Below are 16,927 nucleotides of genomic sequence, written 5' to 3' on the forward strand. Positions count from 1 at the left end.
AAATTAATAAAAAATGTACGGTAAAATTAAAGATACTTTAAAAAAAGAAATTCAAGACATAAAAGATGCTGGATTGTATAAGTCAGAAAGAATAATTACATCTTCACAAGATGCTGTAATTAAAATTTCTACAGGTCAAGAGGTAATTAATTTTTGTGCAAATAATTATTTAGGATTGTCAAATAATCCAGAGGTTATTCAGGCAGCAAAAGATACGATGGATACACATGGTTTTGGAATGTCTTCTGTGCGTTTTATTTGTGGAACTCAAGATATTCATAAAGAGTTAGAGCAAAAAATAGCAGATTTCTATACAACAGAAGATACGATTTTGTATGCAGCAGCTTTTGATGCAAATGGAGGGGTTTTTGAACCTTTACTTACAAAAGAAGATGCTATTATCTCTGACAGTTTAAATCATGCTTCAATCATTGATGGGGTTCGTTTATGTAAAGCGGCACGTTATCGTTATAATAATAACGATATGTCTTCTTTAGAAGAGCAGTTAATTGAAGCAAATAAACAAAGTCATCGTTTTAAAGTTATTGTAACAGATGGTGTTTTTTCTATGGATGGAATTGTGGCTAAACTTGATGAAATTTGCGATTTAGCAGATAAATATGATGCTCTAGTTATGGTTGATGAATGTCATGCAACAGGTTTTATTGGGAAGACTGGTAGAGGTACTGTTGAGTTGAAGAATGTAATGGGGCGTGTTGATATTGTTACTGGAACTCTAGGAAAAGCCCTTGGTGGTGCTATGGGGGGGTATACAACAGGTAAAAAAGAAATTATTGAAATTTTACGCCAACGTTCAAGACCTTATTTGTTTTCAAATTCGTTAGCACCCGCAATAGTAGGAGCCTCTTTAAAGGTATTTGATTTAATTTCTAAAGATACTTCACTTCGTGATAAGTTAGAATGGAACACAAATTACTTTAGAACAGAAATGGAAAAAGCTGGTTTTGATCTTGTTGGTGCTGATGCAGCAATTGTTCCTGTAATGTTGTATGATGCAAAACTTTCTCAAATAATGGCAAATAAATTATTAGAAAAAGGGATTTATGTTATTGGCTTCTTTTTTCCAGTGGTTCCTAAAGAAAAAGCAAGAATTAGAGTGCAATTATCTGCGGCACATAGTAAAGAGCACTTAGACAAAGCAATTACTGCTTTTATAGAGGTTGGTAAGGAGTTGAGTGTTATTTAGAATTGATAAAAACTTGCAGGTTTATGAATATTTTGTAGATTTGTCTTTGTAGATACGTTTTAAGGGTTTACTTTTGCGTATTATAATAACGAACTTTTAATTTAAAAATTTGATAATGAAACGATTAAAAATAGCTGTGATAGCTTTGTTTACGTTGGTAGCAGTTAGTAACGTGAACGCACAGGATGAAAACAATCCTTGGGTAGTAGGTTTTGGTTTAAATACTGTAGACTTTTATAATGGTAATGATTTTTCAGACCAACTTAAAGATTTGTTTGGTAGTTCTGATTGGAATGTATTGCCTTCAATTTCAAGAGTTTCTGGGGAGAAATATCTTGATAAAGGATTTACTTTACAGTTAGCAGGATCTTTAAATAAGATTAAAACATTAAATACAAAAGATGATTCAGATTTCTTATATTATTCTGTTGATGCAATTGTAAAATACGATTTAAATAATTTAGTAGGAGACACTTCTTGGTTTGATCCTTATGTGTATTTAGGGGGATCTTATGTTTCAGCTGATTCTGAAGGAGAAGGAATGTTAAATGTAGGTCTTGGTTTCAATACTTGGTTTAATGAAAACTTAGGTTTAAACTTTCAAACAGGAACTAAAAAAGGATTTGCAGACAATGTTAAGTCTCATTACCAAAGTTCTCTTGGGTTAGTTTTTAAATTTGGAGGAAAAGATACTGATGGTGATGGTATATACGACAGAGAAGATGCTTGTCCAGAAGTTGCTGGTTTAGCTGAATTCAATGGTTGTCCTGATGCTGATGGTGATGGAATCAAAGATTCTGATGATGCTTGTCCTAATGTTGCTGGTTTAGCTGCAATGAACGGATGTCCTGATTCTGATGGTGACGGAGTTGCTGATAAAGATGATATGTGTCCTAATTCTAAAGGAACAAAAGCAAATAAAGGTTGTCCTGATACTGACGGAGATGGCGTTTTAGATAAAGATGACAAATGTGCTAATGTAGCAGGTCCTGCTGCAAACAGTGGTTGTCCTTGGCCTGATACTGATGGAGATGGCGTTTTAGATAAAGACGATAAATGTCCTAATGTAGCAGGTGTAGCTTCTGAAGCTGGTTGTCCTGAAAAAGTTATCAAGAAAGAAGCTGTAGAAGCAATTAACTTTGCAGCAAAAACAATATTATTTAATACTGGTAGAGCTTCATTTAAAAAAGGAGTTTCTTCAAAATTAGATGAAATTGCAACTATTATGAATAACAACCCAAAAGCAACTTTTGCTATTGGAGGTCATACAGATAGTACTGGTTCTGCTTCTATTAACTTAAGATTGTCTGAAAAAAGAGCAATCGCTGTTAGAGATTATTTAGTGAAAAAAGGAGTTGATACAACTCGATTAGAAGCTAAAGGTTTTGGTGCAGGTTATCCAGTTGATTCTAATAAAACTAGAGCAGGAAGATCTAATAACAGAAGAGTTGAAATTAAAGTAACAAACTAAGATTCAATTTTAGATATTTAAAAGCCTCATCATAACGATGAGGCTTTTTTTATTGTAAAGGAATGTTTTTAGTGTAAAAAAACTTTTTTAATTCCAATCAAAAAAACTACCTTTGCACCCTGAAAATGAGAGGTAAATCTTTCAGAAAAAAATAATAATTTAATTAGATACAAAATGTCTACAACAACAGGTAAAGTTTCTCAAATAATTGGACCAGTTATTGATGTTGAATTCAATACAGAGAATAATGAGCTTCCAAAAATTTACGATTCATTAGAAATTAAAAAAGCTGATGGTTCAATTTTAGTTTTAGAAGTTCAACAACACATTGGTGAAGATACGGTTAGAACTATTTCTATGGATGCTACTGATGGTTTAAGTAGAGGAGTAGAAGTAATTGCTACTGGAAATCCAATTCAAATGCCAATAGGAAATGATATTTACGGACGTTTATTTAACGTAACCGGAGATGCCATAGATGGATTAGGTAATTTAAGTAAAGTTGGAGAAAATGGGTTGCCAATTCACAGAAATGCACCTAAATTTGAAGACTTATCAGTATCAACTGAAGTTTTATTTACAGGGATTAAAGTAATCGACTTAATTGAACCTTATGCAAAAGGAGGTAAAATTGGATTATTTGGTGGTGCTGGAGTAGGTAAAACCGTATTAATTCAAGAGCTAATTAATAATATCGCAAAAGGACATGGTGGTTTATCTGTCTTTGCAGGTGTTGGAGAAAGAACTCGTGAAGGAAACGATTTACTTCGTGAAATGCTAGAGTCAGGAATTATCAAATATGGTGATGACTTTATGCACTCTATGGAAGAAGGAGGATGGGATTTATCTAAAGTTGATAAACCTGGAATGAGAGATTCTAAAGCTACTTTTGTATTTGGACAAATGAATGAACCACCTGGAGCACGTGCACGTGTTGCATTATCTGGTTTAACGATTGCGGAATACTTTAGAGATGGAGCAGGAGAAGCACAAGGAAAAGACGTTCTTTTCTTCGTAGATAATATCTTCCGTTTTACACAAGCAGGTTCAGAAGTGTCAGCACTTTTAGGACGTATGCCATCAGCAGTAGGTTACCAACCAACATTGGCAACAGAAATGGGGGCTATGCAAGAACGTATTACATCAACTAAAAAAGGTTCTATTACTTCTGTACAAGCGGTTTATGTACCTGCAGATGATTTAACAGATCCTGCACCAGCAACAACATTTGCGCATTTAGATGCAACAACAGTATTGTCTCGTAAAATTGCAGAATTAGGTATTTATCCTGCGGTAGATCCTTTAGATTCTACTTCAAGAATTTTATCAGCAGATGTTTTAGGAGATGAGCATTATGATTGTGCTCAGAGAGTAAAAGAAATTTTACAACGTTATAAAGAGTTACAAGATATTATCGCAATTCTAGGTATGGAAGAATTATCGGAAGAAGATAAATTAGTAGTTCATAGAGCTAGACGTGTACAACGTTTCTTATCTCAACCTTTCCACGTAGCTGAACAGTTTACTGGTATACCAGGAGTTTTAGTTGATATTAAAGACACTATTAAAGGATTTAATATGATTATGGATGGTGAATTAGATAAATACCCTGAAGCAGCGTTTAATTTAAGAGGATCAATTCAAGATGCAATTGATGCTGGAGAAAAAATGTTAGCAGAAGCTTAAAACTAGAAAATATGTTTTTAGAAATTGTAACACCAGAAGCTGTTTTATTTTCATCAGAAATTGATTGCTTAGTAGTTCCAGGAATAGATGGAGATTTTCAAATGTTAGATAATCACGCACCAATTGTTTCTGTTTTAAAAGAAGGTCTTGTTAAGATTCATATTCATACTCAAGATCATATCATATTAGATGATTTAAATGGTAGACTAGAAGTTGAAAAAGATGATGATAGAATTTTATCTTTAGCAATTAATTCTGGTACGTTAGAATTAAATGATAACAAAGCTATTATTTTAGCAGACTAAAATAATATTATTATAAATAAGTAAAAATCTCAAAGCTTGCTTTGAGATTTTTTTATGTTTTAAAATTACATATATAAAATATTGTAAATTTGCATTATGGAAGAAACAAATAGACAAAGAAAAATTGCTGGAGTTTTACAAAAAGATTTGGTAGATGTTTTGCAAAAAGCTGCTCAAGATGGTATGAAAGGTGTTATTATTTCTGTTTCTAAAGTCCATGTTACTTCAGATTTAGGAGTGGCAAAAGTGTACCTAAGTATATTTCCATCGGAAAAAAGAGATGAAATTGTAAAGGGAGTTCAATCTAATACACCTTTAATTCGACATGAAATGGCTAAAAGAACTCGTAATCAATTACGAAGAATGCCAGAATTATTGTTTTTTGGAGATGATACTTTAGATTATATTGAGGATATTGATAAATCTTTAAAAGGAAATGATGATAACCCTATTAAAAATCCAGAAGTACTTCCTAGACGTCAAAAAAGATAAAACCAGCCTCTATATTTGAGTTTTCCACTATACATAGCAAAAAGATATTTGTTTACTAAAACAAATAATAATGCTATTAATATAATTACCATAATAGCTTCTTTTGGAGTAATTGTTGGTTCGCTTGCCTTGTTTATTATTCTTTCGGGTTTTTCTGGCTTAAGAACTTTTAGTTATAGTTTGTTAGATGCATCAGACCCTGATATAAAAATAACTTCTGTTAAAGGGAAATCTTTTTTGTTTACAGCTGAAATCCAAAAAACTTTTCAAAGTAATTCAACAATAAAAGCTTCATCAAAAGTTATTGAAGAACGCGTTTTTTTAGAATATAATAATAAAAGTGAAATTGCTTTTGTTAAAGGTGTAGAGAATAATTATACTACGATTACACAAATAGATTCTGCTATAAATATAGGAAGTTGGATTGATACAGATTTTTCTAATACAGCAGTTATTGGGAATGGAATTTCAAGAAAACTCACATTAGGCATTTTAAATTTTGGAGAACCTTTAGCTATTACAGTACCTAAACCTGGAACTGGATTTATAAATCCCAGAAATGCGTTTTATAAAATGAATGTTCAAATTGTAGGAGTATATTCTGGAACAGAAGATTTTGAAAATAAATTTGTTTTTGTTGATATCTCTGAAGCTAGAAGTTTGCTTAGATATAAAGAAAATCAAATTACAGGTATCGAATTAAAATTGGTAAATGATGCTGATGTTGATGAAGTTTCGGAAGCACTACAAGAACAATTAGGAAATCAATTTAAAGTTCAAACAAAAGAACAATTAAACGAAGTTTTTTACAAAGTAATAAATACAGAAAATTTTGTGTCTTATCTTATTTTTACATTGATTGTTATTATAGCATTGTTTAATGTTATTGGTGCAATTATTATGATGATTATTGATAAAAAAGATAATTTAAAAACACTATTTAGTTTAGGTGCTACAATACAAGAGGTGAAAAAAATATTTGTTTTACAAGGATTTTTACTTACTTTTTTTGGAATGCTAATTGGCTTAACAATTGGTGTAATTTTAGTGTTTGTGCAAAAACAATTTGGTTTGTTTATGATTACGCAAAGCCTTCCTTATCCTGTAGAATTTAGATTTACAAATCTAATTATTGTAATTATTACCATTACTATTTTAGGTTTTATTGCCTCTAAAATTGCAAGTAGTAGAATTTCTAAAGAGTTTATAGAGAAGTAAATTTCTATGAAAAAATGTACCCAATTTATAGTCTTATTTTTTTTATTAGCAATATTTTCTTGTGCATCTAGTAAAGTAAATAAATATGGTTTAACTAGAGATAATCCGTTTAAAATATTAGATAGCACAGAACTGGCTAAAGAAAATAGATTTTATTCCATTAAGAAACCTAAAAATTGGTATGCTTTTGTTGAGCCTCATGGTGGGCTTTATTACGCGCCAGAAAAATTAAAAAATCAAGCACCTATAAATTTCAAAAGTTTTGTAGGCTTTGCATTAAAAGAGAATAAGAAAAATAAACTGAAGAATATTAATGATTATGTTAATGCTTCAATAAAAAAATTAAAAAAAACGTATAAAAATTTTAACTACCAACAAATAGAAACAAAGCATGAAAAATATGGTAAAAGCATTGTTTTAAGATTTATTTCATCAAGTTGGAATGATAAAAACATAAAATACAAAACAGCAAATTTATACCTGTTTTATAAAAATAAATGTTATTTAATTAGGTATCGTTCTACTTTAGATAATTTTGATGAATTTGTACCTGATGTAGAAAAAATGATAAAATCATTTAAAATTAAAGAATAATTAGCTACTTAATTTCAGGGACAATAGTATTTCCAAATTTAGCTTCTACCTCATCAAAAACAGCAAAAACATCTTTAGCATCATCAGAGGTTACCATTTTCATTCTGTATTCTTTAAAATGCGGAATTCCTTTAAAGTAATTGGTATAATGTCTTCTTGTTTCAAAAACACCTAAAACAGGTCCTTTCCAATCAATAGCCATTTGTAAATGTCTTCTTGCTACTTGTGTTCTTTCTGCAATGGTGGGTTTTGCTAAATATTTTCCTGTTTTAAAATAATGCTTTACTTCATTAAAAAACCAAGGATAACCAATTGCAGCTCTACCAATCATACAACCATCCAATCCATAAGAATCTCTCATTTCCATGGCTTTTTCTGGAGATGTCACATCTCCGTTTCCAAAAACTGGAATGTGCATTCTTGAGTTGTTTTTTACATCGGCAATTGGTTTCCAATCGGCATCGCCTTTATACATTTGTGCTCGAGTTCTTCCGTGTATCGAAATTGCTTTACAGCCAACATCTTGCAAACGTTCTGCAACTTCTACAATTTTTATAGAATCATGATCCCAACCAAGTCTGGTTTTAACTGTAATAGGCAAATTAGTGTGTTTTACCATTGCTTCGGTTAATGAAACCATTAAATCTATGTCTTTTAAAATTCCTGCTCCTGCGCCTTTAGAAACCACTTTTTTTACAGGGCAACCAAAATTGATATCTATAATATCGGGATTTGATTTTTCTACAATTTCTACGGTTTTTAACATCGATTCTAAATTGGCACCAAAAATTTGAATTCCAACCGGACGTTCTTTTTCGTAAATGTCCAATTTCATAACGCTTTTTGCCGCATCACGAATTAAACCTTCTGAAGAAATAAATTCTGTGTACACAACATCTGCGCCATTTTCTTTACACAAAGCTCTAAACGGAGGGTCAGAAACATCTTCCATTGGTGCTAATAATAAAGGGAAATCGGGTAATTCTATGTTGCCAATTTTAATCATAATGTAAATAGGAGTTTTTACTTAAAATTGGATTTCTTTTTCAATTTCTTCTTTACCTCTTTTTACATGAACTTTACTTTTATCTCCTTTTTTAAAGACAGATAAAGCACGCATATAACTCATCATATCTACAACAGTACTATCACCTAATTTAATAACAATGTCTCCTTTTTTAAGTCCTGCTTTTTGTGCTGGTTTTTCTTCAGAAATTCCATCAATACGCATTCCTTTTCCGTCAAACATATAATCAGGAATTACACCCATTCCTACTTTAAAACGTGGTGTTTCTTCACTTTCATTTTTTGTTTTTCTAAAAGGTAGTTTTCCATTGTCGTTTAAATCAGTAATAATGTTAAAGATATAATTGCTAATAGTTTCCATTCCTTCATAATTCAGTTTTTCTGAATCATCTCCAGGTTTATGATAATCTTCATGTTGACCCGTAAAGAAATGTAAAACAGGGATGTCTGCTAAATAAAAACTAGTATGATCACTTGGGCCAACTCCAGATTCTTGCTGAATCAATTTAAAATTCTCGTTATGAGATTTTAAAGTTTGTTTAAATATTGGTGAAGTTCCTGTTCCGTAAACGGCTAAAGCAGAATCTTTTTTTAAACGGCCAACCATGTCCATATTAATCATGTAAGAAACTTTTTTGGTATCAATTGTTGGATTTTTTACGAAATAATTAGAACCTAAAAGTCCCATTTCTTCTCCAGAAAAAGTGATGAAAAGGTAATTATTATTGGTGTTTTTCTTTTTCAATTTTGCAGCTAGGTTTAATAAAACAGCAACTCCAGAAGCATTGTCATCTGCACCATTATGAATTGCTTTAATAGAATCTCTGTATAAAGATCCCTCGCCACCATAACCCAAATGGTCATAATGTGCTCCAATAATTACAGTATTTTCTGCTTTATTGTCAATAAAACCAATAACATTATTTCCTGTAATTGTTCCATCACCATTTACATCAAACTTTACTTGTTCATGCGGATTTGTTTTTGGTTTAAAAGTAAAAGGCTGTAAAAAACTAGTAGTTCCTTTTGGTTGTAAGTCTAACTCTTTAAATCTTTTTTGGATGTATTCTGCAGCTGCTTTTTCTCCTTTTGTACCTGTCTGTCTTCCTTCTAATTTGTCTGAAGCTAAAAATGTAGCATCTTCTTTAATTCGTGCTTCTTGTTCAATTGCTGGTTTACAAGAAATTAAAAAACAGAAAAAGATTAAAAATAGGATGTTTCTCATGATGATAAATATTATTTTTGCAAAATTAGAGAATTAATACCACTTATTGAATTAGATAAAATGAAATTTAAAATACTTTTTTTTCTAGCTATATCTTTAGCTTTTGGTGCATGCAAATCCAATAAAAAAGAAAATACAGATGCAAAGTCTGGAGAAACCAAAAAATGGGAAGGTGGTTTAATTTTTCCAGAAGAAGTGCATTTTAAAACCATGCAACAAATTACTTTTGGTGGTGATAATGCTGAAGCATATTGGAGTTTTGATGATAAACAAATTATTTTTCAATCGAACAATAAAAAATGGGGAGTAGAATGTGATCAAATGTTTTTGATGAATGTTGGAGAAACATTTAAAGATTCTATTCCACCAATGATTTCTACTGGTTTAGGACGTACAACTTGCGCTTATTTCTTGCCAGATAATAAAAGTTATGTTTATGGTTCTACACATTTAGGAGGAAAAGAATGTCCTCCAGCACCTTTAAGAAGAGAAGGAAAGTATGTGTGGCCAATTTATGATACATATGATATTTTTGTAGCTGATTTAAATGGAAATATTACCAAGCAATTAACTACAGAACCAGGTTATGATGCCGAGGCTACAGTTTCTCCAAAAGGAGATAAAATTGTTTTTACTTCAATGCGAACAGGAGATTTAGAGTTGTTTACTATGAATATTGACGGTTCTGATGTAAAGCAGATTACAAATCAACTAGGGTATGACGGAGGTGCTTTTTTCTCACCAGATGGTACAAAATTAATCTTTCGTTCTTCAAGACCAAAAACAAAAGAGGCAATAAAAGAATATCAAGACTTGTTAAAAGAAGGATTGGTTCAGCCAACAGAAATGGAATTGTATATCTGTAATGCAGATGGTTCAGAATTACGTCAGTTAACAGATTTAGGAAACGCTAATTGGAGTCCGTTTTTTCATCCTTCTGGAAAAAAGATTTTATTTTCTTCTAACTTTGAAGCTGAAAGAGGATTTCCTTTTAACTTGTATATGATAGATTTAGACGGAAAAAATTTAGAAAGAGTTACTCATGGAGAGACATTTGATGCTTTTCCAGTGTTTTCTAATGATGGAAAAAAATTGATTTTTTCATCCAATAGAAATAATGGAGGCGGTCATGATACAAACCTCTTTATTGCAGAATGGCAAGATTAACAAGAAATTGTTATTTAGAAACACAAATCAGGTACATTATCTACCTGTTTATGGTAGAATTATAAGGCTGTAACTCAGTTCTTTTTTGTATTAAAAACAACTTGTAAATAACCTATATTTGCAAGCAATTTAGAAATCAAATTTAACAAATGAAGAATATTAGAAACTTTTGCATCATTGCTCATATAGATCATGGTAAAAGCACGTTAGCGGATAGATTGTTAGATTTTACAGGTTCTGTTACGAATCGTGAAAAAAAAGAACAGTTATTAGATAATATGGATTTGGAGCGAGAACGTGGAATTACCATAAAATCGCACGCCATCCAAATGGATTATACTCATAATGGAGAACAGTATGTTTTAAATTTAATTGACACTCCTGGTCACGTAGATTTTTCTTACGAAGTTTCTCGTTCTATAGCAGCCTGTGAAGGTGCTTTATTAATTGTTGACGCCGCACAAAGCATACAGGCTCAAACAATTTCTAATTTATATCTAGCCTTAGAAAATGATTTAGAGATTATTCCAGTTTTGAATAAAGTAGATTTGCCTTCTGCAAACCCAGAAGAAGTAACAGATGATATTGTCGATTTATTGGGTTGTGATCCAGAAGAAGTTATTCACGCAAGTGGTAAAACAGGTTTTGGGGTTGATAATATTTTAGAAGCAATTATTGATAGAATTCCTGCTCCCAAAGGAAATCCTGACGCACCCTTACAAGCTTTAATTTTTGATTCTGTTTACAATTCTTATAGGGGAATTGAAACTTATTTTAGAGTTTTAAATGGAGAAATTAAAAAGGGTCAAGAAATTATGTTCATGGCTACAGGTAAAAATTATTTTGCTGATGAAGTTGGAACGTTAAAATTGACACAAGTTGTAAAAAAATCTGTAAAAACAGGTGATGTTGGCTATTTAATTACAGGAATTAAAACAGCAAAAGAAGTAAAAGTAGGTGACACAATTACAGATTTTGCAAATCCTACCAAAGAAATTATTGATGGTTTTGAAGATGTAAAACCGATGGTTTTTGCAGGAATTTATCCTGTAGATACAGAAGATTATGAAGAGTTGCGTTATTCTATGGAAAAATTGCAATTAAATGATGCTTCATTGGTTTTTCAACCAGAGAGTTCAGCTGCCTTAGGTTTTGGTTTTCGTTGTGGATTCTTAGGAATGTTACACATGGAAATTATTCAAGAGCGTTTAGAACGCGAGTTTAATATGACTGTTATTACAACGGTACCCAACGTTTCTTATCACGCATACACAAAGAAAAACCCTGATGAAATTATCATCTTAAATAATCCAACAGATTTACCAGATCCGTCAAGATTAGATAGGGTAGAAGAACCTTATATCAAGGCTTCAATTATTACAAAATCAGATTTTGTGGGGCAAGTAATGAGTTTGTGTATCGAAAAACGTGGACAAATCATTAATCAAACATATTTAACAACAGAAAGAGTAGAATTAATTTTTGAAATGCCTTTGGCAGAAATTGTATTCGATTTTTATGACCGTTTAAAAACAGTTTCTAAAGGATATGCTTCTTTTGATTATCATCCAATTGGTATGAAGGAATCAAAATTAGTAAGAGTAGATATTTTATTAAATGCACAACCTGTAGATGCGCTTTCTGCATTATTACATGCAGATAATGCATATTCTATAGGTAAGAAAATTGTTGAAAAATTAAAACAATTAATACCAAGACAACAATTTGATATTCCTATTCAAGCCGCAATTGGAGCAAAAATTATTGCCCGTGAAACTACCAAAGCATTACGTAAAGATGTTACTGCAAAATGTTATGGTGGAGATATTTCGCGTAAGCGTAAACTGTTAGAAAAGCAGAAAAAAGGAAAGAAAAGAATGCGTCAAGTTGGTAATGTAGAAATTCCTCAAGAAGCATTTATGGCAGTTTTAAAGTTAAATGACTAATCGTTTGAACAAAAAGAATTACAGAATTTTAGGAATTATAATATGTCTAATTTGTATGGGCATGCTATTTTTTTCTAAGTTAGAAAATAGTGTTATTGACTTTTTTACAGGTTTCTTTTCTGTTTTTGGATTGTTGTTTGCCTTCGGAGTTTTTCCTCCAAAAAAGAAATAAAATAGTTAGAATAATAAAGTAATTCGAAATCCTTTTTGAGAAATCAGAAAGGATTTTTGCTATTTTCTTCTTAACTCAAAAAAGAACTCAAATAATTTTCTTGTTTTGAGTTTAAAGCATCAATTAAGGCTAAACTTGTTTGCTTGTTTTTTGTGTTGTTATTGCTCTAACCATTTTCTAAAATCGGAAGTTGTAGAAGAACTTGTCATCACTTTTTCTTTGTAGTTTTTCATTGATATTAACAATCGATTCTTAAAATGACTTTCTATATTTTCTATAAAATCAATATTTACAATTTCACTTCGGTTAATTTTAAAGAATTTTTTAGGATTTAATTGCTGATGAATAGCTCCTAAGTTTTGTGAAATAGTATGTCGTTTTCCGTCTTTATCATTTACCAAACAAAAATCACCTGAAGCAGAAATTAAAGTAATATCTGTGGCATTTAATAATTGAATTCCAGAGGCTTTTTTTATAACAAATCGTTTTTTGTAATTGTTATTTTCTTCCTGTAAAGCAGATTTTAAAGCATTAATAGTATTGCTATTTAGAGCATTGTAATCGCCCTTTTTAAACAAAGATTGATATTTCTGAATGGCTTTATCAAAATCGTCTTGAGAATATGGTTTTAGTATATAGGCTATTCCATTGGTGTTAAATGCTTGGAATAAATAATCATCATGAGCAGAACAGAAAATTATAGGAGATTCAATTTTGATTTTATTGAATAAATCAAAAGACAAGCCGTCTAATAATTGAATGTCAGATAAAATAAAATCGTAAGAATTCTCTTTTAAAAATTTTTCTCCATCAACAATTGTTCTTCCCCAATCATGCGTAATTTTTATATCAAAAAAACGATCTAAGCATTTTGTTAGTTTTTGATATGCAGGAATTTCGTCTTCTAAAATTAAAATATTCATTTTTATTTTTTAATAACTTAATTCAATAATTGGAATTGAAACCTCAAATTTTGTTTCCTTATTTTGTATTTGAATCACTTCGTCGGAAAGTAATTTGTAACGAGTTTTTAAATTCTCTAAACCGGTTCCAAAAGATTCTTCTTTAGAATTTATTTTGGATTTAGAATTGGCAATAATTAGCCAACCATCATTAATGTTAATTGTTGTTTCAATAGGTTTTTTTCCATCAGATTTATTGTGCTTTACCACATTTTCTAGTAAAATTTGTATGGCTCCAGTTGGAATAAATTTATCTGCTAAAGAAGTGTCTTCTTCAATAGTAAACTCATAATCCTTACCAAATCTAGTTTTTATTAAGAAAATGTAGTTTTTTGCAAATTCAATTTCGCTAGAAAGCTCCATCACTTCTGCATCTTTTGTTTTAATTAAATATCTGTAAATCAAGGATAGTTTATTAATATATTCTTTTGCTTTTGTTGGGTTGCTATCAATTAAACTATCTAAAGTATTTAAATTATTAAATAAAAAATGAGGATCTATTTGAGAGCGTAACAATTTTAATTCGTTTTCTTTTTGTTGTTTTTGAACTTCACTTAAATCTTTCTGACCTTCATAGAATTTTTTGATAAGTAAAATTCCTAAAGGAAAACCTACCATGTCTGTAGCGTTGTATAAGCCATTTTGGAAATAGGATAAAAAATTTGAAATATCACTTAATGATTCACCAGCACTTAACCTCCCTATAATTTTATCTAAAGTTCCTATTGCTGTTAATAGTAGTAAGCTAGACAAAAAAAATAGAATGTATTTCTTTTTTTGGATTAAAAACTTGGGAACAATAATTTGAATAAATACTAAAATGATGATAATTGATAATAATGTAGCGGTCGGAAAATCAATTAAATATTCAATTAAATTATTGTCTTCTTGATAGTAATCGATACAACCTAACAAAATTGTGGTACCAAAAACAATGGAAAGTATTACCCAGTCAGATTTATTTAGTTTTGCATTCATTTATACAAACATATTAATTATTATCATTAATTCTATTCTCTTCATCTCTATTTGATTTTCTGCTAGATTTTTTCTTTCCAAATTTAGAGCCAAAACTATACACCAATCTTAATTGAATGTTTTGTCTTGAACCATTACTTTCTACCGCTGCTGTTCCATTTCCATAATCTATTTTACCAACATAACCTCTGTTTAACATTTTACTGAAACCAAGATTGGCTTTTAATTGATTGTTTAAAAACTTTTTACTGAAAGAAAAATCTAATTCTGCAAGCCAATCCACTTCAACTTGTCCTTCTAAAGCACCTGTTCCATAGTTTCCGCTTAATTCAAAATTGATGTCCCAAGGTAATTCATAACTTGCTTGTACAAACCAATATAAATTCCATTTATCTAAATTTACATTATAGGTTGATGATTGAAAGTTTGTGTTAACAACGACAATTCCAGTGTATCCATCTACTCCTTTTACAAAGCTTAAAGGAGCAAATAAACGAAAGTTCCAATTAGAATTGTTTTCAATATTTACTTGTTGTTGTCTTATTTGAGCCGTTGTATTGTCTTGTCGTATTAATTGAAAAATAACATCGTCTGTTTTGCTATACCCAACAGTAAAAAAAGGTTGACCATCATAAGTTAAATTAAATTGATAATTGTTGGTGTATGCAGGTGTTAAATTTGGATTTCCATCACTACCCGAAAACGGATCTAAAAACGTAGTAAATGTATTTAGACTATTGTAAGAAGGTCTTTGAATTCTGTAACTGTAAGACAAACTTGCTCCTAAAATGTCTGTTAATTTTCTGCTGATAGATGCACTAGGAAATACTTTTTTTATTGGCCTTTTTTTAACCGTAGTTTTTTCTGTGCCATGATCCATAAAAATAGATGTTCCGTCTGTATTGCTGTTTTCATAACGTAAACCTCCAGAAAAAGACCATTTTCCTAAATTAGCATTTACTTTAGAATACAATGCAAAGATAGTTTCATCAATTAAAAACCTACTGCTTTCTTCTTCGGCTAAAGAATAATTGCCATTATTTTCTTTTAAAGATTGTAAATCATTATCAGTATTTACATCAGCAAATCTTGTTCCAGCACTTAATTTAAAGTTTTCTGAAAGTGTTTTTGTATAATCTGCTCTGTAAGTTTTAATACTGTATTTTCCATCTTGAATGTATTTTCTATCTACAAAGGCAACAGTGCTTCCTGCAGTTTCATATAATGTATTTGTATTGTCGTTTGTATAATCGATAAAATTAAAATCAATTAACAATCTATCAGTATCTGTTTTATATTCGTAATAAGGATTGATATTAAAATTTTTACGATCTCTATCAAAACTGTTTTCAGATAATAAAGTATTAGAACTATTTGTGTCAGAAATAATGGTTTTGCTGCTTGCTATTCTTTCTGAGTTTCTTGTGTTTATACGAGTGCCAATTCCTATAGAATGTCTATCGTTAATGTAATAATCGATGTTTCCGCTGATAGAAAAATTCACAGGATTATAAGGTTCTTTTGTAATCTGATTATAAGTTTCATTTCCTACGGTTCTTGTTAGAAATAAATCATCTCTCAAAGTTGGTTGAGAATAATTTATGTTGGTTTGCCAGTTTAATTTGTTTTTGTAGCTAGCAATAGAAAAACCTGTACCGTATTCAAAACCTTCATCTTCGCCAATCCAAGCATTTGTGCTTCCGTGTGTTCCTAATTTTACATTTTTCTTTAAGATGATGTTGATAATTGCGCTAGATCCAGAAGCATCATATTCTGCTCCAGGTTGTTCTGCTACTTCAATTTTAGAGATGTTATCCGCAGGAAAATCACGTAATAGAGTTTCAATATCCATATATTCTGTTGTTTTTCCGTTGATTAATATTTTTACTCCGCCTTTTCCTGCAATAGAAATTCCGTTACTGGTTACCAAAACACCAGGAACCTTGCGCATAACATCTTGTAGACTCGTGTTTATCATTTCAGATTTTTCTAAATCAACAATCAATTTTTCTGCAGTTTGTTTAATTACCGGACGTTTACTTTTTACAACAATTTCATTTAAAGTTTGTGTTGTTTCCTTTAATGTGATGTTAAAAGTTTTGTTCGAATTTAATTCAAATTCTTTAATTTTTTGTGTTTCAAAACCTAGGGTAGAAATTTCAATCCTATATTTCCCTGAAGAGATATTTTCAATTTTGTATTCTCCTTTTTCATCAGAAACAGCTCCTTTAGGATTTTCGTTACTACCTATTTTGTGTAAAATAATATTTGCAAATGGTAAAGGTTCATTTTGTTCATCTACAATTTTACCAGAAATAGAATGTTGAGAAAAGGTTGCCAGAATTCCAAATAATAAAGTAAAAGTACTAGTAATAAAAAATTTCATTAGGTTGATTTTTATATTTAACACTGTAAAAGTGCCTTTTTTGTTACAGCAGAAAAACTAAAATCTGACGAAGTGGGTTAAATTTCCGATAA

At 30.5% G+C, this 16,927-nt stretch carries 14 protein-coding genes; 9 read left to right on the forward strand and 5 right to left on the reverse strand.

The genetic code is table 11. The features are described 5' to 3' along the window. The first annotated feature begins 13 nt into the window (after window positions 1–13). From kbl to MC378_RS05710, 7 genes are all read left to right on the forward strand, one after another. The gene (gene kbl, locus MC378_RS05680; RefSeq protein ID WP_242177774.1) at window positions 14–1,207 is read left to right on the forward strand and encodes a glycine C-acetyltransferase; all 1,194 of its coding nucleotides are present in this window, start codon (window positions 14–16) and stop codon (window positions 1,205–1,207) included. A 115-nt stretch (window positions 1,208–1,322) separates the two neighbouring features. After that, complete coding sequence (locus MC378_RS05685) at window positions 1,323–2,678, forward strand: OmpA family protein (RefSeq protein WP_242177775.1); 1,356 nt, start codon at window positions 1,323–1,325, stop codon at window positions 2,676–2,678. 174 nt (window positions 2,679–2,852) lie between these two features. Beyond that, a complete protein-coding gene (atpD, locus tag MC378_RS05690; protein ID WP_242177776.1) occupies window positions 2,853–4,364 on the forward strand; it encodes a F0F1 ATP synthase subunit beta in 1,512 nt (503 codons plus the stop codon). 11 nt (window positions 4,365–4,375) lie between these two features. Further along, a complete protein-coding gene (locus MC378_RS05695; protein ID WP_242177777.1) occupies window positions 4,376–4,669 on the forward strand; it encodes a hypothetical protein in 294 nt (97 codons plus the stop codon). A gap of 96 nt (window positions 4,670–4,765) precedes the next feature. Further along, on the forward strand, window positions 4,766–5,161 hold the full coding sequence (rbfA, locus tag MC378_RS05700; RefSeq protein ID WP_242177778.1) for a 30S ribosome-binding factor RbfA: 396 nt from the start codon (window positions 4,766–4,768) through the stop codon (window positions 5,159–5,161). A 15-nt stretch (window positions 5,162–5,176) separates the two neighbouring features. Beyond that, window positions 5,177–6,379, forward strand: coding sequence for an ABC transporter permease (locus MC378_RS05705; protein ID WP_242177779.1), 1,203 nt, complete (start codon window positions 5,177–5,179; stop codon window positions 6,377–6,379). Window positions 6,380–6,385: 6 nt separating this feature from the next. Beyond that, on the forward strand, window positions 6,386–6,973 hold the full coding sequence (locus MC378_RS05710; RefSeq protein ID WP_242177780.1) for a hypothetical protein: 588 nt from the start codon (window positions 6,386–6,388) through the stop codon (window positions 6,971–6,973). Between the two features lie 4 nt (window positions 6,974–6,977). On the opposite strand, the gene dusB is transcribed toward MC378_RS05710, so the two are convergent. Both dusB and MC378_RS05720 read right to left on the reverse strand, forming a co-directional pair. After that, window positions 6,978–7,979 (reverse strand): tRNA dihydrouridine synthase DusB, encoded by a 1,002-nt coding sequence (dusB, locus tag MC378_RS05715; protein ID WP_242177781.1) that lies wholly within the window; start codon window positions 7,977–7,979, stop codon window positions 6,978–6,980. A gap of 21 nt (window positions 7,980–8,000) precedes the next feature. Further along, window positions 8,001–9,224: a M28 family peptidase gene (locus MC378_RS05720; protein WP_242177782.1), complete on the reverse strand. Its 1,224-nt coding sequence runs from the start codon at window positions 9,222–9,224 to the stop codon at window positions 8,001–8,003. A 60-nt stretch (window positions 9,225–9,284) separates the two neighbouring features. Here MC378_RS05720 and MC378_RS05725 point away from each other — a divergent pair, with 60 nt between their 5' ends. Beyond that, window positions 9,285–10,391, forward strand: coding sequence for a TolB family protein (locus MC378_RS05725; RefSeq protein ID WP_242177783.1), 1,107 nt, complete (start codon window positions 9,285–9,287; stop codon window positions 10,389–10,391). Between the two features lie 149 nt (window positions 10,392–10,540). Next, the gene (gene lepA / locus MC378_RS05730) at window positions 10,541–12,337 is read left to right on the forward strand and encodes a translation elongation factor 4 (protein WP_242177784.1); all 1,797 of its coding nucleotides are present in this window, start codon (window positions 10,541–10,543) and stop codon (window positions 12,335–12,337) included. A gap of 330 nt (window positions 12,338–12,667) precedes the next feature. On the opposite strand, the gene MC378_RS05735 is transcribed toward lepA, so the two are convergent. The 3 genes from MC378_RS05735 to MC378_RS05745 are packed head-to-tail and all read right to left on the reverse strand — an operon-like array spanning window position 12,668 to window position 16,835. After that, a complete protein-coding gene (locus tag MC378_RS05735) occupies window positions 12,668–13,432 on the reverse strand; it encodes a LytR/AlgR family response regulator transcription factor (protein WP_242177785.1) in 765 nt (254 codons plus the stop codon). Between the two features lie 9 nt (window positions 13,433–13,441). Beyond that, window positions 13,442–14,449: a sensor histidine kinase gene (locus MC378_RS05740; protein WP_242177787.1), complete on the reverse strand. Its 1,008-nt coding sequence runs from the start codon at window positions 14,447–14,449 to the stop codon at window positions 13,442–13,444. Window positions 14,450–14,462: 13 nt separating this feature from the next. Further along, a complete protein-coding gene (locus MC378_RS05745) occupies window positions 14,463–16,835 on the reverse strand; it encodes a TonB-dependent receptor (RefSeq protein ID WP_242177789.1) in 2,373 nt (790 codons plus the stop codon). Window positions 16,836–16,927: the final 92 nt, after the last annotated feature.

It is taken from the genome of Polaribacter marinus (assembly GCF_022662535.1).
Lineage (GTDB): Bacteria > Bacteroidota > Bacteroidia > Flavobacteriales > Flavobacteriaceae > Polaribacter > Polaribacter marinus.